Consider the following 17,884-nt stretch of genomic DNA (forward strand, 5'->3'; position numbering starts at 1 on the left):
GGTCATCAAATGCCCCGCGTTGCCGACCACGACCAGCGACGCGCGCTCATCGCCCGGACGTTCCGGCGTCACCTGGTGGAACACGGCCTTCAGGCCACCACGTTCGCCCGCGTCGCCGCCGCTGCCGGCATCTCGGTCGGCCTCATCCAGCACTATTTCGGCAACCGCGAGGAACTGCTCCGATTCGTCTACGTCGACGCGCTCCGCCGCCGGGACGAGCGGATCGCGACGCACATCGCCGAGGGCGAGGCCGTCGAACGGCCGATTCGCGAGATCATCGCGACCGCGGTGGTCGAACTGCTTCCGTTCGACGAGATCCGGATCGAGGAGTTCCACGTCACCCAGAACCTGACCACCCAGGCCCTGCATGATCAGGAGCTCGCTGAGGTCGCGGCACGCGCCCACCGCGACCTGCACCTGCGCGCGTCGATCGCGGTGCGCAACGGGAAGCGGTGCGGCGAGGTCGACGTCGACGTCGACGTCGATACCGCCGCCGCCCGGATCCTCGCCACCACCTATGGTCTGGCTGCCAGCCTGATCCTGGTCGGCCCCGACGATCCGGCCCGTCGTCGGGCACCCGCGGACGCGGTCATCGACCCGGTCCTGGCGCTGACCTTCACCGGCCGCTGCCGCCACTACGCCCGGTCGTGATCCCACCCGGTGTTTCCATTCTCGGGTAGGTAGCGCTGGTCACAACAGACGGTCGACGGTCAGCGTCGGACCGCGTACCTGACATGGACGGCGTACGGCGACTGGTGGACCGAGAGGATCTCGAGGTCGAGGTCGCGGTCGAAGCCCTCGAAGAGCCGCTTGCCTCGGCCGAGCGTCACCGGAGCGGTGGTGATGCCGAGTTCGTCGACGACCCCCGCGGTGAGGGCCTGCCGGATGATGTCGGCGCCTCCGCCGATGGCGACAGCCCCGCCGTCCGCCGCTTTCCGGGCCGCCGCCAGCGCCTCGTCGAAGCCGTTCACCATCAGGAAGCCGCTACTCGGGTCGGGCTGGTCCTGAGTGCGGTGCGTGAGTACGACCATCGTCCCGCCGAACGGATTCTGGCCGCCCCAGGCACCGGAGCTGTCGTACATGCCACGGCCACACAGGCCGCCGGTCGCCCCGTCGAGCAGTGCGTCGTAGTAGGCGCGGTCCGCGTCGCTCATGCCTGCACCGGGCTCATGGTCGGTCTCGTAGGTCCATGGGCCGCCCATCACCCAGTAGTGCAGCCGCTCACCGCCGACCCCGAGCCCCTGGCCCTCACGGTCGTCCGGACCGGTGACGTAGCCATCCACCGACACGGTGATGGCGGCCTTGACCCGGCCGCGACTCTCGGTCGTGCTCATCCGCTGCTACCTCCAGTTGTCTGTCGGGTGTAGGCCCACCTGCGACGAATCATCGGTCTGCATTGTCAGGCAGGGGAGGCGCGGCGCGGGGCTTCCGCGCCAATCGCAGGACCGCCAGCGCGACCGCCAGCCCCGCCAGGCCGAGGAGCACCGGGCGCAGGGTCAACAACCATGGCCACCCCGGCCCGGACAGCTGGAGATCCGAGCGGGGGTACTCCAGGATCTTGGCGGTCCACCGTCCGGTGGGCACATCCATGCTGCGGGCCAGTTCCCGCAGCGCCGGGTCGAACGCGAAGCCGGGCCGCTCATGCAGGTACGCCACCGGTACGTCGGCGCGGTCGCTCAACCCGACGAGCGCAGCGGGCGGATCGGCGGCGGCGTCGGCACCGGGAACGAGCAGCCGGTCGACGCGTTCCGCGTCGCCGAGTTGTGCCCGGGGGACGAAGGTCAGGCCGTGCCGGGAACGGATCCGGTCCCCGGCCGCGAGCGCCACTGTCCGCGCGGCCTTGACCTCGGCGTACGGGGCGAACGCCGAGGCCAGTTCGAGCTCGCCCACACCATCGGTGAGCACCACCCCCAGGGTGGTCTCCCGCGCGCGGAAGCCGACGTTGAGCACGTGCAGAAGTGCGTCGCCGACGGCCAGCCGCGACCTCGGCAGGGCGGCTGCGCTGCCGGGGGAGTAGTGCCGCCAACCCACCGCCGTCGCGGCCGTCGCGGCGATGTCGGTACCCGCGAGCCGCTCCACCGCCCGCAACGTGCCGTCAACTGAGGACAACAGCCCGCCGGTGGTGATGACGTCGCCGTCGTCGAGATAGCGGACCCCGCGCTGCCAACGCACATCGGGATGGCGCTCCCGCAAACCGTCGAGCCGGTACCAATGCGTGGTCGCGTCGCGGCCGTCAAGTAGACCGGCCTCGGCGAGCAGTCGCGCGCCGGTGCACACCCCCAGCAGCAGTCCGCGCCGGGCGCTGTCGCGCAGCCACCCGGTCACCCGCGCGTCGCTGGACTCCGATGCCGGCATCTCCGGTACGACTGTGACGTCCGGCGCGGCACCACCCAGCCGCCGGTCCAGTTGCGCGAAGTCGAGATCGGGTACGAGATCGAGCCCGCCGAGCAGCGGCACGAGGCGACGTTCCGGCGCGACGGTGTAGACGTTGAACGCACCACTGGCGGCGAGAACCTCGTACGGGACGAGCGTGTCGGCGATGTTGGCGCCGTCGTTGCCGACGACGACCACGGCGGTGGGCTTACCGGGGTCGTGTGCCGGCGGAACGGCCGCCGCGATCGCCGCCGCGTCGGCGTCGGGTTGCGCGTACCGGTCCCGGTCGAAGGTGTGCAGGCCAGCGGCGAAGGTGGCCGCCGGGACGGCGAGGAAGGCGAGCAGCACCACCGCGCCTCGGGTGAGTCTCCGCACCACGCGGCGGCGGCCGGGAGGCGCCAGCTTCCCCGTGCTCCGCATGCTGACCTCCGCGACTGCTGACGACGGACCGTAGGTCGAGTCTCGTGCGGTGCGGACGCGGCGGACCAGTGCCGCCGAGCACGAGCTGGATGTGCGATCCGCATGGGCCGGAGGGTGCGCCGGGCACATCTTCGTTTCGGTGGCGGACGGTGGCGACTACCGTGCAGACGGCAGCAGCCGGCCAGGAACCGGCGAGGAGGAAGGTGCCAGCAGGAATGGACGCGGACCGGGGGCCGGCCCCGGACGCCCACCGGCACTCGTGGGTGTCCGCGACTGTCTTCCTCTGCCTGACCCTGCCCGTGGGCGCAGGGATCGCGGTCCACTGGGCGGGTCCGCTCGCCGGCGTGGTGACCATCCTGGCGTTCGCGCTACCGCTGCTGTACGCCGTACCGGCGACCCGGCCCTGGTGGGCGCGCCACCGCGCGCTCCTGCTCACCACCCAGGCGTTGCTGACCTACCTGCCGTTCGTGCTGTTCGGGGGTGACTGGGTGGTCGGCACGTCCGGTCTGCTGGGCGCGCTGCTGCTGTTGACGGTGGCGACGCCGATGTCATGGCTGCTGTTCGGCGTCGCAGTGGCGGCCGAGAGTGTGCTGCGCTTCGCCGTTGTCGGCCTGCCGCATCTCACCGGCCTCTCGGAGACCCCGCTGGTCCTCGTCCTACCGGTCTACGTCGGCATGGCCCTGTTCGGACTGGTCCGGCTCGCCGGCATCGTCACCGAACTGAACACCGCCCGGACCGAGCTGGCGACCCTGACCGTGGCCCGGGAACGCCTGCGGGCGGCCGAGCGACTGCGGGTGGCCGTCGGTGACCGGCTCGACACCGTGCTGGCGCATGCCCGGGCCGCACTCGCGACCGGCATCCGGAGGTCTGACGAGGCGCGCGAACGGCTCGACGAGGCGGCGCGCAGCGCCCGGCAGGCACTCGACCAGATCCGGGCAGCGGTGGCGTACGACCGGCCGGCGAGCATGCCGGACCCGTCCGCCGACCACACCACCCAGCCGACGTTGGCACCACGGCTCGCCCGACTCGTCCTCGCCCTGGTGCTGGCCGCCCTCGCGGCGGAGTTCACGGTCAGTGCCGTGGCCAGCTCCGCGAGCACCGTCGTCATGGCGGCCTCGGTCGCCGCCATCGTGCTGCTCGCGGTGCTTCAGCTCTACCACTCCACGGCGTGGCGGGACCGTGTCCGACCGCGCGGCTGGTCGTACACGCTGACCGGCCAGTTGCTGCTCACCTGCCTGGGCTTTGTCCCGGCCATGCACCCGGCCATCCACGGGCTGAGCGGTTTCGTGGCGGGTTCGGCGTTGCTGCTGCTGCCCCGCCCATGGGGTTGGCTGACCTTCACGGTGATCCAGGCGTCGATCGCGGTACACGCGCACGTGCTGCCCGACCTGGACACCGCCGACCTCGTCTACGCGCTCCTGGTGACGGTGACCACCGGCCTGGTCGTCCACGCGCTGTCCCGCATGGCGGCCCTTGCGGTGGAACTCGACGACCTACGCCGGCACCTCGCCCGGATGGCCGCCGTGCGGGAGCGGATACGGGTCGCGCAGGACACCCACGACCTGCTGGGTATGGGCCTTTCAGCGGTCGCGCTCAAGTGTGACCTGGCCCGGCGGCTGATCGGCCGCGACGACGCCGCGGCGCGTGCGGAGTTGCAGGCGTTGACCCGGCTGGCCCGGCAGGCACGGGCGGACCTGCGGACCGTGACCGCCGACGAACGTGTCCTCTCGCTCAGCGTCGAACTGGCTGCGGCGGCTGAGGTGCTCGCCGCCGCCGGTGTGGACGCCGTCGTGCGCGCCGAGCCGTCGGTGGCTCGGCTGCCCGAGCAACTGGACACCGTCCTTGCGACGCTCCTGCGGGAAGCGGTCACCAACGTGGTGCGGCACGCGCCGGCACGGGGGTGCGAGATCACGGTCGAGGTGGGCGAGGACACGGTCCGCCTCCGGGTCTCCAACGACGGCCTCCTGGGCGTCGCTGGCGAGCGTGGGCAACTGCGGCCACCTGGGCCGGACGCGCCTCCGGACACCGGCGGGCACGGGCTGTCCAACCTGGCCGGTCGGGTCGCTGACCTTGCCGGGCGGCTCTCCGTTCGGGTCCACGGCGGTCGCTTCGAGCTGACGGCCTGGCTGCCGCTGCCGGGCGTCCCACCAAGACAGCGCGGTGAACGGGCACCCGTCGTTGGCGACTCCGCCCACCGGCCGCCTGTTGTCGGCGGGTCCGTCCCAGAGCCGGAGACCTGACGTGCGGATCCGTTCCGCTACAGCCAGCCGGCCTCGGTGGCGATGCGGGCGGCGTCCACCCGGTTACGCGCGCCCAGCTTGGTGACGGCCGAGGCCAGGTAGTTGCGCACCGTGCCACGGGACAGGTGCAGGTCGGCGGCGATCTCGGCCGCCGACGCGCCGGCCGCGTGCCGGGTGAGGATCTCGGCCTCCCGGGCGGTCAACGGGTTGTCCGCCGCCTCCAGCGCCGCCAACGCCAGCTGTGACTCCACCACCCGTTCTCCGCCGGCCACCCGCCGGACCGCGTCGATCAGCTGCTCCGCCGGGGCGTCCTTGACCATGAAGCCGCTCACCCCGGCGGCGACCGCCCGGCGGAGATTGCCGGGCCGGCCCAGCCCGGTCAGGATCAACGTACGGCACTGCGGGAGGCGCTGGTGCAGTTCGGCCGCCGCAGTCAGGCCGTCGACGCCGGGTAGGTCGATGTCGACCACGGCGACGTCCGGGCGGTGCTGTAGCGCGGCCGGGACGATCTCGTCGCCCCTGGCGACCGTCGTGACCACGGCCAGGTCGTCCTCAAGCCGCAGCACCGCGGCCAGGGTGTCCCGCAGGATGCGTACGTCCTCTGCGAGAAGAATCCGGATCACTCGTTCCTCCCGAGCCGATCGGCCAGCCGGCCCCGGTGCCGGCTCTGCCGCGCCCACGCCGACCGTACGCCGCGGCGCTCGGGGCCGTGCGGCCGCCACCCGGCGGTTGGACACATGAATCCGGGGTTTCCAATTCATCACGCAATTTGACCGGACGTTGCGGTCGGATGCCTCCTGGGTTAGCGCTAACACGGCGGCTGATTGTGACCTCTGCCATGTTGACATCCGTCGACCGGTTGCCGATTCGCGAGCTGTGACAACCGCCGTCTCCCCGGTGACCTCGCCATTCACGTGCGCCGTACGGCAACGGTGCCGTAGCTGGTCATTCCGATCAATCATGTCGCGTTCCAAATGGTATTGCCGGCGACATTTCTCGGTAACCCCGGACCGTGGCCCGGTCGCTACGTTCAGCATCGGCCGGCGGAAAGCCGGAAAATGATCTGGGAGAGGGAGCATGCGCAGAAAACTGATCCGGCGATTGCTCGCCGGGGTCACGGTGGGGGTGGTGCTGGCACCGCTTGCCGCGTCGTCCGCGTCCGCGGCCCCGATTGGGGACGTGCAGTGGATGCCGTGTGAGCAGGATGCCAGCGCCCTGTGCGGCACCCTGGAGGTACCGGTCGACTGGGCCGATCCGAACGGGCCGACAATCGAGTTGGCGCTGGCCAAGCGGCCGGCAACGGACCCGACGGTGCGCCGCGGGTCGCTGATCGTGAATCCGGGTGGGCCCGGTGGCTCCGGCGTCGACTCGGCGCTCTGGGCCACCTACGGCGACGAGCTGCGCCGCCATTTCGACATCGTCGGATTCGACCCGCGCGGGGTGGCCCGCAGTTCACCGATCATGTGTACGCTGGACAAGATCAACGATTTGCCGGTCGAGCCGATCAAAACGTCCAGCGCATTTGCCCGGATGGTGTCCGCGAGTCGCGCGTTGGCCGATGACTGTCGCGCCAACAGCGGGCCGGTATTCGACCACGTCGACACGCTACAGGTTATCCAGGACATCGACGCGATACGCGCCGCAGTCGGTGACACCCAGCTGAATTTTCTTGGGATGTCGTACGGCACGCTGATGGCCCAGCAGTACGCGGAAATGTTTCCGAGCCGGGTACGCGCCATTGTGGCCGACAGCGTGATGGATCACAGCCAGGACGCGCGTGGTTTCGCCGTCACCCAGGCGGCCACCGGGCAGGATTCGTTCGACGAGTTCGTGGCCGGCTGCGCCCGGTTGCCGCAGTGCGCCCTGTACGGCCGGGACATCCGCCAGTTCTGGCAGCGGCTGCTCGACCGCGCCGCCCGGGGTGAGTTGCCGGACCCGGACGATCACACCTACAAGATCACCCAGCGGGATCTGGTCAACTTCGTGCTGGGCAACCTCAACTACCAGCCGTACTGGCTGGAGATCGCCGCCGAGTTGGAGCGGGTCGACGCGGGTCGGCCGTCGGGGACGTCGTCGGCGGCGCGGCAGTCGGCCGAGGAACCGCCGACCGTGGTGGCCTTCGCGTATCAGGCGGTGCTCTGCCAGGACTGGAACCTTAAGGCACCTGATGTCACCAGGTGGCGGTCGATTCTCGCGGACGCGCAGCGCGTCGCGCCGGATCTGCCGGACCCGCCCCGGGCGTCGGTCGGCGCGATCTGCCTGGGCTGGCCGACTTCGGCGGACAACCCGCAGCGGCGGATCGACCCGACAAACGATTCGCAACTGCTGCTCGTCAACTCGCTGCACGACCCGGCGACCGGTTACAACTGGGCGCTCGGTGCCGCCGACCAGTTCGCCGACCATGCCGAACTGCTTACCTACGAGGGTTGGGGGCACATCGTGTACGGCCGCGTGAGCTGCGCGGACGAGGCCATCGAGGCGTACCTGATCGATCAGGTGGTGCCGGCGGAGGGTACCCGTTGCGCCGCAGCCCCGCCGCCGGGCACGACGTCGGCCCGTGGCCGGGCGCCGAGCCAGGACTCCGGCCCCGCCGCGCAGCCGCCGGTGCCGCTGCGCAGTGACCCGGCGTTGCCGACCTGGCTGTTCTGACCGATCGGGACGGAGGTGGTCGGTTCGCCTCGGCGAGCCGACCACCTCCGTCGCTGCCCGAGCCGGTCGAGTCGCGGGTCAGGGTAGTTCGTGGATGGTGACCGGGCCGGCGGTGTAGCGGACCGGGGCCAGCCGGGCCAGGTCAGTGGAGACCGGTCCGGCGTTGGTGTCGGCGAGTAGCCAGCGCACCCCGTGGGTGTCGTGGAGCCGGGCCAGGTCGGCGGGGGTGGGGGCGGTGAACACCCGCTCGTTGAGGGTGAACACGTCCGGGTCGGGGGCGGGCTGTCGGGGGTAGCGGTATCCGTCGCGGCCGTGGGCGGCGAGGGTGGCGTCGGCGTACGCCCAGCTCTCCACCAGGGCGCGGCGTCCGCCCAGTCCGGTGACCCAGTAGGCGCGGGCGTCGCAGCGCGGTGTGGACCGTACCGGTCGGCAGTGCACGTTGGTGGCGACCAGGTCGTAGGGTTCGGTGTGCTCGTTCAGCCAGAGCGCGGCCCGCATCTCGGCCTCGGTCACCACCAGCTGCTGGTTGATGGCCCCGAGCGGATCCTCGCGGGCGAGCAGGTGCCGAACCGGAATCTCCACTCCGACGGCGAGGCTGGCACCGAGCAGTGCCGTGACCGTCCCGGCCAGCGCCGACCGGCCGAGCAACGTCGTCCGCGTCGGCCGGCCCCGCCGACGGACCAGGGCGGCACGGCGGGCAGAGACGGCGGCCCGGGGCCACGTGAGCAGCAGCGCCTCCACCGCGACGGCGAGCAGCGCGGCCAGGACGATCAGGGCGGCGTACCGGGCGGCCGACCACCCGAGTGCGGTCATCCAGTCGTCGGCGTTGGCGAGGCGTACCGACTCGACGGCTCGCTCCGCCTGGGTCAGCACGGGCGGCGACCCGAGCGGCGGGGCGAGAAGGTGCGTGAGTACACCGAGGAGACCGGCCGTCACGAGCACCGGCCACCGTACCCGGCTCCGGGCGAGTAGCCAGCCGGCGAGCAGCGCACCGAACGGGATGACGGGTAGCCAGAAGTAGACCTGACTGGCGGAGGGATGGTAGGTCAGCCAGGCCACGGCGAGACCAGCGGCGATGGCACCGGTGAACAACCAGGCGACCGGATCGCGTCGGGCCGGTGTGGCCAGCAGCAACCCGCCGGCCAGCCGGGGTGCCTGCCGCAGTAGCCACGAGCCGAACAGGGCCGCCGCGAGCAGCCACGCGGCGTTCCTGTCCGCCTCGGCCAGGCCCGGCGGCAGCAGGCCCCCGAACCGGGCGCCCTCTTCCGCGCCGTAGGTCTGCTGGTAGGGCAGCAGATGGCGGATCAGCCCGAGCGGTTGGGCCCGCAGGGTGCCCGCGCCGCCACCGGCGAACAACCGGTAGCCGACGGCCATGGCGACGACCAGCGAGGCCAGCAGCGCGAACACCCGCCACGGCACCCGACGACGACGGACCCAGGCGGCCAGCGCGGCGAGACCGAGGCCGGCGATCAGCGGCGGCAGGGCGCTGGACTTGGCGCCCGCGCAGGCCAGGCCGAGCGCCGGGACCAGCACCCAGGCCGGGCCGAGGGCCCGCCCGCGCAGCACCTGGACGCAGACGGCGGCGAGCAGCATCAACAGCGGCAGCGCGTACGTCTGAGAAAGGCTGGCGTACGACAGCGCGCGGGTCCACGGGATGTCCAGCGGCGAGCCGAAGGTCGGCGAGGCGCCGAGATACCCCACAGCGGCCACCAACGGCCCGACCCACCAGCGTCCGGCCAGCTCGCGGGCCAGCGCGGCGGTGACCAGCGCGGCCACCCAGCCGACCGGCACCACCCACAGGTGCAGCAGCACCGTCGCCGGTGGCACGCCGGTGATCATGCTGGCGCTGGCGACGTGCGCGTCGGACAGATAGTGGTAGCGCAGCGGCTCCCCGGCCAGGTGCGGCAGCTCGAAGGGCATGGTCCGGGTGAGTTCGTGCACCAGCCCGAGGTGGTAGAGCAGGTCTGGGTAGTAGGCGTAGTCGGCCGGGGGCAGCGGCAGCATCCGCCAGCTGGCGTAGCCCCAAACGGCGATGAGCAGCAGTACCCCGCAGATCGCCCAGTGCCAGCCCAGCGGCAGCCGTCGACCGGGACCGGTACGCCAGTGCTTCCGCAATCGGGGTACGGCCAGGAAAACGACTACCACCGGCAGCGGCCACCACCGCAACAGGTGCTGGCCGCCGGTGGCGGCGGCGACCGCCCAGGCGGCGAGTTCGAGCAGCAGGCCGGTGGCCGCGCCGTAGCCGAAATCCTCGGGCAGGTTACCCCGGCTGCCGCGTAGCGCACGGTGCACCAGGGTTCCCGGCAGCACCACCGCCAACGCCCAGTACGCCACGAACGCTCCGACGTCGGCGACCGGTACCCCGCCGTGCCACCAGCCGACCGGCACTACGGTGAGCACCGCCAGCCAGGGCAGCAGTGCGGCGAATCGACGCAGGTCAGCCACGGAGAGCAGCGACCGGCTGGCCGTTGGCCGCCTGATGCTCCAACGTGGTGGGCGGGTCGTCGGCGGTGTCCGAGCCGATGTGGAAGGCGGGTCGGTTCTGCACGGCGGCGTAGATCCGGCCGACGTACTCGCCGAGCAGGCCCAGGCAGACCAGCTGCACCCCGCCGAGCAGCAGCACCGCCCCGAACAGCGAGGTCCAGCCGGGGATGGTCACCCCGCGCAGGTGCCCGACGACGCCAAAGACGATCAGCGCCAGGCAGGCCAGGAAGCTGCTCGCGCCGAGCCAGGTGGCCAGCCGCAGCGGAGCAGCGGAGAAGTTGGCGACGCTGTCCCAGGCCAGCGCGATCATGCGCGGCAGCGGGTACTTCGTCTGCCCGGCGTGCCGGGCCTCGCGTACGTAGCGGACCTCGGCGCTGGGAAAGCCGAGGGCCGGGATGAGCAGCCGGTAGACCGGGTTCTGCTCCGGCAGCCGGCGTAGCGTCTGCACCACCTCCCGGCTGACCATTCGGAAGTCGCCCGCCTGAGCCGGCACCTCGGCCCCGACGATCCGCCGCATCAGGCGGTAGTAGGCCCGGGCGGTGTGCCGCTTGAAGACCGTGTCGGTGCTGCGGTCGGCGCGTACCCCGTACACCACTGCGGCACCGGCCCGAGCGAGCCGCAGCATCTCGGCGATGGTCTCCGGCGGGTCCTGGAGGTCGGCGTCGAGGCTGACCACCCACCGGCCGCGCGCCCGGTGCAGGCCGGCGGTCAGCGCCGCCTGATGGCCGCTGTTGCGACGCAGCCGCACGATCCGTAGCTGTGGCCAGTCCCGCGCCTGCGCGGTGAGCAGCGTGACCGTGGCGTCCCGACTGCCGTCGTCGACGGCCACTACCTCGTAGTCGACGTGCAGACCGTCCAGCACCGGGCGGAGCCGGGCGACGAGGCCGGCTATCACCGCTTCCTCGTTGTACATCGGAATGACCACGGAGAGCGTCGTCTCTCCGGTCATGTCGGATCGCATCGTCTGCCGGCCCCGTCCCACGCAGAGTCCACCTCAGAGCATCCGCGCAACGTGCGCAGGCGGTCACCCTGCCGTGACGAGTTGACGCCTGCCTGGCGCTGGCGTGAACGGCCACTGAATGCCGCTCAGCGCTCCAGCGTCACCGGGCCCCGGCTGACCGTCGCACCCGGCGGTTCTCCCACCAGAGCGTGAGCTGTTCCCGGCGCCGGTAGGCCGCCACCGCGCTCACCGCCAGCATGATCCCGGCGGTCCAGATCCAGAACCGGCCGCCGACGCCGCGCGGTGGGTCGGCGACGCGGGTCTGACCGGCCCGGATCACCTCGTCGGCGATGTCGATGGAGACCACCTGCCGGGGTGCGGTGAGCAGCGTGGTCGGTGGCTGACCGTCCGGCGGCAGCGACAGCACCTCAACACTGCCGATATTGCCGTACATCGGGCGGTCGTCGTTGGGGAAGGGCCTGGTGTAGGTCGCTGCCTCGGGCGGATGGGGAAGGTAGGACACCACCCAGGGCACGCCGGTCGCCGTCCAGCCGAGGAGTTGGAGGCCGACCACGTCGTCGACACCGGCGGTGCCCAACGCCCCGCCGTCGGCTCCCGTGGCCGGCTCGATCCGGCGCAGCGTCCACCTCGCGTCATCGCGCCGCGCCACCGTGAGCCACCGCCCGTCCGGCGTCCAGGCCCCCTTGCCGGCCAGCTCGGTACCGGGCGCGAGCGGAAACGAGGCGATCACGCTGCCGTCGATGTGCGCGACCGTGACCACGCGCCCGGTCTGCCAGGCGAGACGGGCCCCACCGGGCGCGAAGGCGACGACCACGCCCGGCACCGTGCCGGATGGCGCCTCGGCCAGCCGGACCGAGCTGCCGTCGTCCAGCCGGATCAGATTGAGCAGGCGCCGGTGATCACTGCGGTCGAGGTGGATCGGCACCGAGTCACGGACCACAAGTGACATCCCGTCCGGCGACCAGGCGGCCGGTTCCGTGCCGACCGTCCCGGCCACACCGCTGCGCAGCTGACGGGTCGCACCGGTGACCAGGTCGATGATGTCGACCCGGGGATCGCCGCGCTGCGGGTCGTGGGCGATCCACCGGCCCTTTGGGGAGAGCACCACGTCCGTGCCGGCGGTCATCTCCCAGCCGCTGCGGAAGACCCGGTAGGCGTCGGTGTCGCCGTCCACCACGGTGACGAGACTGCACTCGTCGTCGTAGGTCAGGCGTCCGGCCTCCCCGGTGAAGATCACCGAGGCGGGACCGGTCCGGGGCCGGTCCGTGGCGTGCAGGCTCCCGAGGGGCGGCAGGCCGATCCGGTCCGGCAACGCTCCTGGCTCGTCTCGTCCGGCCGGATCCACCGGCGAGGTACGGGCTGCCGGCAGTACGAGCCCGCCGAGCACCACCAGCACGAGCGCGGCGGCCACCGCCGTGGCTCGACGCCGTCGCGTGCGCCGCGCCGTCGCCAGAGCACGCTGCTCCACCTGGTACGCGGGAACCTGCGCCGCCGTGGTGTGCAGCACGTCCCGTAGCCGCGTGGTCATCGCGCGCTCCTCTCCGGCACCGGGTCGACAAGTTCCGGGGCCACCGCGCGAAGCCGGACCAGCGCGTCGTGCCCATGCCGTTTCACCGTCCCGACCGAGCAGCCGAGTACGGCGGCCACCTGCGCCTCGGTCAGGTCCTCGTAGAAGCGCAGCACGATCACGGCCCGCTGCCTGGGGGTGAGCTGGCGTAACGCGGCGGCCAGCGTCACCCGGAGGGCGGCGGCGTCGCTGGGGTCCGGGTGACCGGTCTGCGCAGGCGCCGGGTCGGCCTCCAGCCGTTCGGTGAACCGACGCCGCCGCCACCAGGAGACCTGCTGGTGGTACATGACCCGGCGCACGTACGCCTCCGGGTCACCGTCGCGGATCCGCCGCCAGTGCCGGTACGTTCGGGCGAGTGCGCTCTGGAGAAGATCTTCGGCCAGTTGGTGGTCGCCGGTGAGCAGGTAGGCGGTCCGGGACAGCGCCGGTGAACGGTGCACCACGAACTCGTGGAACGTCTGGCTCATCGCCACCCCCTCGGCAGAAGTAAACGCCTCCTGCCGCGCGGATGGTTGAGGGCGAGGTGGGACCGGCGCGGGGCGTCCCGCGCCGGCCTGCCTCACCCGCCCCCTCAGGCCGGGACCGGCAGGTCACCGAGCGCGCGGCCGGCCTCCCGAGCGGCCTTCAGGGCCTCGGCGTGCATCTGCGCGGCCTGGTCGGTGAACGAGTCAAGGGCGGGGTTGACGCCGACGAGGGTGAACTCGCGCTCGACCACTGTGAGGTCGGCGCCCCAGCAGTCGGCGAGGATGCGGCGCAGGTACGGCGTCGCGTGGTCCCAACCCTCCCGGGGCGTGCCACCGCCGTACGCCCCACCACGCACCGTCGCGAGCACGACCCGCTTGCCCGCCAGGAACGGCTGGGCGAACGCTCGCTGGTCGGTGCTCACCAGGTCGACGTACGCCTTGAAGTGCTGTGAGACGCCGTAGTTGTAGAGCGGCACGGCGAACAGGATGGCGTCGGCGGCGAGCAGCTCGTCCACAAGTGTCGCGGCGAGGGCGACGGCCTCGCGCTGCTCGGTGGTGTGCTCCTCCGGCGCGGTCGTCCCGGCGGTGACCGCCGCGGCCCAGGCGGTCGCGGGCAGGGGATCGACGCCGAGGTGGCGACGTTCGATCGTGTCACCGGGGCGCGCGGCGAGCCACTCCGCCTCGACGATGTCCGCGATCTCGCGGCTCGCCGAGCCGTGGGTGCGGATGCTGGCATCCAGTCGGAACAGGGTCACGACAACTCCCATGAGTCTGAGGTTCAAGCTTGAATCCGACGATAGCCAGACTTGATTCAAGCTTGAACTGAATGGGAGATGTCTCACCCTGACGTGGGCCTGCGAGGCGTCGAGGCGCGACCGCGAGGATCCTCGGGCAATCGAGTGTGGTGGCTCACGCGCCTCGGGTGCGCGGCCCTGTTTAGATTACGCTCATAATCTAAACAGGGCCGCGTCCGCGGCTCTCCCCTGACCTGGAGGTCCGCGATGAGCACCTACCTGATCAACCACTTGCGCATTCCCGGCGGTGTTCCGAACGAGGCCGGGCTGCGCTACCTCGAGCAGGTCGAGGCCACGGTGAAGCCGTACGGCGGGAAGTGGCTTGCCAACGGCGAGGCGAGCACGGTCGAAGGCGCGTGGCCGGGCCTGGTCGTCCTCATGGAGTTCCCCGATCGCGCCGCGGCCGAGCGGTGGTACGCCTCGCCCGAGTATCAGGAGATCCTGCCTCTGCGGGTCAACAACTCGATCTCTGACATCGTGCTGATCGACAGCCTTCCGGCCGACTACACCGTCCGGGGCTTCGCACAGCAGGTGCGCGCCGCGATCGCCGCGGCAACCGGTTCCGACAGCTGAGCGGTGCGGGGCGGAGTCGTGGCGACTGCCACGGCTCCGCCTTCGCGTGTTCAGTCGGCCGGCGGAGAGGCGGCCTCGCGCACCGCGCCCAGGATTTCCTCCGACACCTCCGTGCCCGCCGTCGCCCGGGCCAGGAGCAGGCCGCCGACGATGGTGGACAGGGCGGCCAGACCGGCGTTGCCCGGCGCGATCCAGCCGGCCATCTCCCGGACGCCGGCCGCGTACGTCTCACGAGGCCCCGGGTCGTGCGCGACATCACCGGCGAATCCGGCCGCTGGGCAACCCGCGCCCGGGTCGTCCCGGTGCTCGACCGACAGGTACGTGTCCAGCAGCGACGACCATGCCGCCGCGTGGTCCGCGGAGCCGTCCTGCAGGTCCGACAGATAGCGCAGCATGTCGATGAAGCCCAGGTGTACGGCCTCGTCGACGAGCGCCGCCTTCGATGCGAACTGCTTGTAGAAGCCACCCTGGGTCAGGCCGACGGACCGCATCACGTCGCCCACGCTGACGTTCGGTACGCCCTGTTCGCGGAAGAGTCGCGAGGCGGCCTTCACCGCCGCTGCCCGATTGGCCTGTGCGTCAGCCTTGGATGCCCGACTCATCTGCCCACCTTCACCGTGGCCAACCGAATGTCGAGTTATAGATTACTCGCGAAATCTAAGCAGCCCACGCCTCAGGCGGAGGCGGTGTCGTGGGCGGTCATCGTCTCCTGGCGACCGGGTTCCTCCCTCAGGATGGCGGCGTGCAGCCAGATGTCCGGGATGGCGAATCCGTCCACCAGTGTCCGCATCTGTGGGCGCAGCTCCTTGAGCAGGCCGTTCACCACGGCGGTGATCGCCTTCGAGCGGGCCGGTGTGAGCCGGCCGTGCTCCAGCAGCCACCCCTTGTGGGCCTCGATGACGCTGAGGGCGTACAGGTCGCAGACGCGGGAGAGCAGCGCCCGGACCGCCGGGTCCGCCGTGTCCTCGATGCCGGCGACGAACGCCTCCAGGGTGATCCGGTCGATGTGCGCGGCGGCGGCGGTGAGGACGTGGTCCTGGACGTCGTTGAAGATGTCGAACGGGCGGTCCTGCTTGCTGGAAGCGCCGTTACGCAAGCGGCGGATCGCCCCTTCGAGCAGATGCTTCTCGCGGTCGTCGAAGATCTTCAGCTGCCAGCCCCGGTCGGTGACGGCGACCTCCTCGTCGCGGCCCGGCACGGCGCTGATCAGCTGCTGGATCAGCGACCGTGCGGCGGTGCGTTCGAGCACCATCTCCCGGACCTGCTCGGCGACGAAGGAGGCGCGACCCCAGCCGTCCAGCGAGCCGAACTCGTCCCGGTAGCCGGTCAGCAGCCCCTTGGCGACAAGTTGCAGCAGGACCGTGTTGTCGCCCTCGAAGGTGGTGAAGACGTCGGTGTCGGCCCGCAGGCCCGGCAACCGGTTCTCGGCCAGGTAACCGGCGCCGCCACACGCCTCGCGACACAGCTGGATGGTGCGGGCGGCGTGCCAGGTCTGCGCGGCCTTGAGCCCGGCGGCGCGGGATTCCAGCTCCCGTTGCCGGCGCTCGTCGACCGGGCCGTCGCCGCCCTGCACCTCGTGCACCGCGGCGACCAGCTCGGCCTGGGCGAAGTGCAGCGCGTACGAGGTGGCCAGGGCGGGTAGCAGCTTGCGCTGGTGGGCCAGGTAGTCGTTGAGCAGCACCTCCCGCTCAGCGTCGGGGGTGCTGAACTGGCGGCGGATGTCGCCGTAGCGGACCGCGATGGTCAACGCCGACTTGGTGGCCGACGACGCGGCACCACCCACGCTGACCCGGCCACGGACCAGGGTGCCCAGCATTGTGAAGAAGCGTCGGGAGTCGTTCTCGATCGGGCTGGAGTAGGTGCCGTCCTCGGCGACCTGGCCGTACCGGTCCAGCAGCATGTCGCGGGGCACCGTCACGTGGTCGAAGCTGAGTCGCCCGTTGTCCACGCCGAGCAGGCCGGCCTTGGCCCCCGCGTCGCCGATAGTCACGCCGGGCAGCGGGTTGCCCCGCTCGTCACGGATCGGCACCAGCCACGCGTGTACGCCGTGCCGCCGCCCGTTGGTGACCAGCTGCGCGAAGACCACCGCCATCCGCCCGTCCCGGGCCGCGTTGCCGATGTAGTCCTTGCGGGCCGCCTCGTGCGGGGTGTGCAGGTCGAAGGTCTGCGTCCGGGGATCGTACGTGCAGGTGGTGCGCAGCTGCTGGACGTCGGAGCCGTGCCCGGTCTCGGTCATCGCGAAGCAGCCCAGGATCCGGCCGGAGATGATGTCCCGAAGGTAGGCGTCGTGGTGACGCCGGGTGCCCAGAGCCGCGACCGCGCCGCCGAACAGACCCCACTGCACGCCGGCCTTGACCATCAGCGAGAGGTCGACCTGCGCCAGCATCTCGGTGGCGATGATCGAGCCGCCGACGTCGGATCCGCCGCCGTACTGGGTGGGAAAGGCCGACGCGATACCCAGCTTGACAGGCAGCTCGCCGAGCAGTCGGGTGATCCGCTCACGCGCCTGGTCACCGGTCTCGCCGTACACCGGGAGGAAGCGTTCGTCGAGATGCCGACGGTGCGCGTTGCGGACCTCGGCCCACGGTCCGTCGAGCACCTGCTGAAGGCGGGCGAGGTCGACGGGGCCGGGCGCTTGACTGGGCATGGCTACCTCGCAGGATGCTGGTTGGGTACAGCTCGTACCCAACCAAGGCTACCGACCCGCTACAGTGATCCGGTGGGTAACGCGGCGGTGAAACGGGACACCATCGCCGCCCGCCGTGCCGGCGGCATTCCGCAGGAGCGGGCCCGGCGACGGCAGGCGATCGTGGAGGCCGCGGTCCGCGTCATCGAGGAGCACGGCACCGACATCGGGCTGGGCACGGTGGCCGACCGGGCCGGGCTGCCCAGACCGCACGTCTACCGCCATTTCGCCAGCAAGGACGACCTCGACCAGGCCGTCGCCCGGCACGCCGCCCGCCTGGTGAGCGCCTGGATCCGTCCGTCGCTGACCGCCCCGGGCACCCCGCCGGAGGTGGTGCACGGCATCGTCGGCCAGGTGCTGAGCTGGGCGGTGTCCCACCCCAACCTCTACCGGTTCCGGGCCCGTCTCGGCACCGCGCACGCCGTCCCCGAAATCACCGAAGCCGCCGTCGCCAACCTGCGTGCCGCCGGGTACGCGGCGCACCTGCCCGCGTACGTGGTGGCCAGCGTTGTGGGCATGGTCGACGCCGGCATCATCTGGTGGTTCGACCACCGGGACGAGGTCGGGCCGGAGCAGCTCAACGACTGGCTCGCCACCCAGGTCTGGCGGGTCGTCGCCGAGGCGGTCCAGCGACCACCGGCGGCGTCTCACGACGGGTGACCGACGCCGACCG

The 17,884-nt window shown here is 71.5% G+C and carries 15 protein-coding genes; 5 read left to right on the forward strand and 10 right to left on the reverse strand.

What is annotated here, in order from left to right; translation table 11 throughout:
- Positions 1-9: 9 nt before the first annotated feature.
- Positions 10-651, forward strand: coding sequence for a TetR/AcrR family transcriptional regulator (locus ACN26Z_RS10550; protein WP_421460865.1), 642 nt, complete (start codon positions 10-12; stop codon positions 649-651).
- 59 nt (positions 652-710) lie between these two features.
- On the opposite strand, the gene ACN26Z_RS10555 is transcribed toward ACN26Z_RS10550, so the two are convergent.
- Both ACN26Z_RS10555 and ACN26Z_RS10560 read right to left on the reverse strand, forming a co-directional pair.
- Complete coding sequence (locus ACN26Z_RS10555) at positions 711-1,334, reverse strand: dihydrofolate reductase family protein (protein ID WP_282239393.1); 624 nt, start codon at positions 1,332-1,334, stop codon at positions 711-713.
- Between the two features lie 49 nt (positions 1,335-1,383).
- Complete coding sequence (locus ACN26Z_RS10560) at positions 1,384-2,793, reverse strand: DJ-1/PfpI family protein (RefSeq protein WP_421460866.1); 1,410 nt, start codon at positions 2,791-2,793, stop codon at positions 1,384-1,386.
- Positions 2,794-3,008: 215 nt separating this feature from the next.
- Between ACN26Z_RS10560 and ACN26Z_RS10565 the strand changes: the two genes are divergently transcribed.
- The gene (locus tag ACN26Z_RS10565) at positions 3,009-5,033 is read left to right on the forward strand and encodes a histidine kinase (RefSeq protein ID WP_421460869.1); all 2,025 of its coding nucleotides are present in this window, start codon (positions 3,009-3,011) and stop codon (positions 5,031-5,033) included.
- A 17-nt stretch (positions 5,034-5,050) separates the two neighbouring features.
- Here ACN26Z_RS10565 and ACN26Z_RS10570 read toward each other — a convergent pair whose 3' ends face one another.
- Complete coding sequence (locus tag ACN26Z_RS10570) at positions 5,051-5,656, reverse strand: response regulator transcription factor (protein WP_093403004.1); 606 nt, start codon at positions 5,654-5,656, stop codon at positions 5,051-5,053.
- A gap of 454 nt (positions 5,657-6,110) precedes the next feature.
- Here ACN26Z_RS10570 and ACN26Z_RS10575 point away from each other — a divergent pair, with 454 nt between their 5' ends.
- On the forward strand, positions 6,111-7,682 hold the full coding sequence (locus tag ACN26Z_RS10575; protein ID WP_282239390.1) for an alpha/beta hydrolase: 1,572 nt from the start codon (positions 6,111-6,113) through the stop codon (positions 7,680-7,682).
- A 78-nt stretch (positions 7,683-7,760) separates the two neighbouring features.
- On the opposite strand, the gene ACN26Z_RS10580 is transcribed toward ACN26Z_RS10575, so the two are convergent.
- The 5 genes from ACN26Z_RS10580 to ACN26Z_RS10600 all read right to left on the reverse strand — a co-directional run bounded on the left by ACN26Z_RS10580 (position 7,761) and on the right by ACN26Z_RS10600 (position 13,925).
- Positions 7,761-10,127, reverse strand: a complete 2,367-nt coding sequence (locus tag ACN26Z_RS10580) for a hypothetical protein (protein WP_421460874.1) — start codon at positions 10,125-10,127, stop codon at positions 7,761-7,763.
- On the reverse strand, positions 10,120-11,115 hold the full coding sequence (locus tag ACN26Z_RS10585; protein WP_421460876.1) for a glycosyltransferase family 2 protein: 996 nt from the start codon (positions 11,113-11,115) through the stop codon (positions 10,120-10,122). Before ACN26Z_RS10585 ends, ACN26Z_RS10580 begins: the two co-directional genes overlap by 8 nt.
- 151 nt (positions 11,116-11,266) lie before the next feature.
- Complete coding sequence (locus ACN26Z_RS10590; protein WP_421460878.1) at positions 11,267-12,655, reverse strand: TolB family protein; 1,389 nt, start codon at positions 12,653-12,655, stop codon at positions 11,267-11,269.
- The gene (locus ACN26Z_RS10595) at positions 12,652-13,161 is read right to left on the reverse strand and encodes a SigE family RNA polymerase sigma factor (RefSeq protein ID WP_421460880.1); all 510 of its coding nucleotides are present in this window, start codon (positions 13,159-13,161) and stop codon (positions 12,652-12,654) included. The genes ACN26Z_RS10590 and ACN26Z_RS10595 overlap by 4 nt, the downstream gene beginning before the upstream one ends.
- Before the next feature lie 104 nt (positions 13,162-13,265).
- Positions 13,266-13,925, reverse strand: a complete 660-nt coding sequence (locus tag ACN26Z_RS10600) for an FMN-dependent NADH-azoreductase (RefSeq protein ID WP_282239385.1) — start codon at positions 13,923-13,925, stop codon at positions 13,266-13,268.
- Between the two features lie 234 nt (positions 13,926-14,159).
- Here ACN26Z_RS10600 and ACN26Z_RS10605 point away from each other — a divergent pair, with 234 nt between their 5' ends.
- Positions 14,160-14,525 (forward strand): DUF1330 domain-containing protein, encoded by a 366-nt coding sequence (locus tag ACN26Z_RS10605; RefSeq protein WP_282239384.1) that lies wholly within the window; start codon positions 14,160-14,162, stop codon positions 14,523-14,525.
- Positions 14,526-14,575: 50 nt separating this feature from the next.
- Here ACN26Z_RS10605 and ACN26Z_RS10610 read toward each other — a convergent pair whose 3' ends face one another.
- Positions 14,576-15,127 carry a TetR/AcrR family transcriptional regulator gene (locus tag ACN26Z_RS10610; RefSeq protein WP_421460883.1) on the reverse strand — a complete coding sequence of 184 codons (552 nt, stop codon included), beginning with the start codon at positions 15,125-15,127 and terminating at the stop codon, positions 14,576-14,578.
- A gap of 71 nt (positions 15,128-15,198) precedes the next feature.
- Positions 15,199-17,172 carry an acyl-CoA dehydrogenase gene (locus ACN26Z_RS10615; protein WP_282239382.1) on the reverse strand — a complete coding sequence of 658 codons (1,974 nt, stop codon included), beginning with the start codon at positions 17,170-17,172 and terminating at the stop codon, positions 15,199-15,201.
- Between the two features lie 72 nt (positions 17,173-17,244).
- Between ACN26Z_RS10615 and ACN26Z_RS10620 the strand changes: the two genes are divergently transcribed.
- Positions 17,245-17,871: a TetR/AcrR family transcriptional regulator gene (locus ACN26Z_RS10620; protein WP_282239381.1), complete on the forward strand. Its 627-nt coding sequence runs from the start codon at positions 17,245-17,247 to the stop codon at positions 17,869-17,871.
- Positions 17,872-17,884: the final 13 nt, after the last annotated feature.

Source organism: Verrucosispora sp. WMMD703 (genome assembly GCF_049178935.1).
Classification (GTDB): domain Bacteria; phylum Actinomycetota; class Actinomycetes; order Mycobacteriales; family Micromonosporaceae; genus Micromonospora; species Micromonospora sediminimaris.

Coding starts and splice junctions, on each gene's coding strand:
- ACN26Z_RS10550 (WP_421460865.1), top strand. CDS start 10: ATGCCCCGCGTTGCCGACCACGACCAGCGACGCGCGCTCATCGCCCGG.
- ACN26Z_RS10555 (WP_282239393.1), bottom strand. CDS start 1,334: ATGAGCACGACCGAGAGTCGCGGCCGGGTCAAGGCCGCCATCACCGTG.
- ACN26Z_RS10560 (WP_421460866.1), bottom strand. CDS start 2,793: ATGCGGAGCACGGGGAAGCTGGCGCCTCCCGGCCGCCGCCGCGTGGTG.
- ACN26Z_RS10565 (WP_421460869.1), top strand. CDS start 3,009: ATGGACGCGGACCGGGGGCCGGCCCCGGACGCCCACCGGCACTCGTGG.
- ACN26Z_RS10575 (WP_282239390.1), top strand. CDS start 6,111: ATGCGCAGAAAACTGATCCGGCGATTGCTCGCCGGGGTCACGGTGGGG.
- ACN26Z_RS10585 (WP_421460876.1), bottom strand. CDS start 11,115: ATGACCGGAGAGACGACGCTCTCCGTGGTCATTCCGATGTACAACGAG.
- ACN26Z_RS10590 (WP_421460878.1), bottom strand. CDS start 12,655: ATGACCACGCGGCTACGGGACGTGCTGCACACCACGGCGGCGCAGGTT.
- ACN26Z_RS10595 (WP_421460880.1), bottom strand. CDS start 13,161: ATGAGCCAGACGTTCCACGAGTTCGTGGTGCACCGTTCACCGGCGCTG.
- ACN26Z_RS10600 (WP_282239385.1), bottom strand. CDS start 13,925: ATGGGAGTTGTCGTGACCCTGTTCCGACTGGATGCCAGCATCCGCACC.
- ACN26Z_RS10605 (WP_282239384.1), top strand. CDS start 14,160: ATGAGCACCTACCTGATCAACCACTTGCGCATTCCCGGCGGTGTTCCG.
- ACN26Z_RS10610 (WP_421460883.1), bottom strand. CDS start 15,127: ATGAGTCGGGCATCCAAGGCTGACGCACAGGCCAATCGGGCAGCGGCG.
- ACN26Z_RS10615 (WP_282239382.1), bottom strand. CDS start 17,172: ATGCCCAGTCAAGCGCCCGGCCCCGTCGACCTCGCCCGCCTTCAGCAG.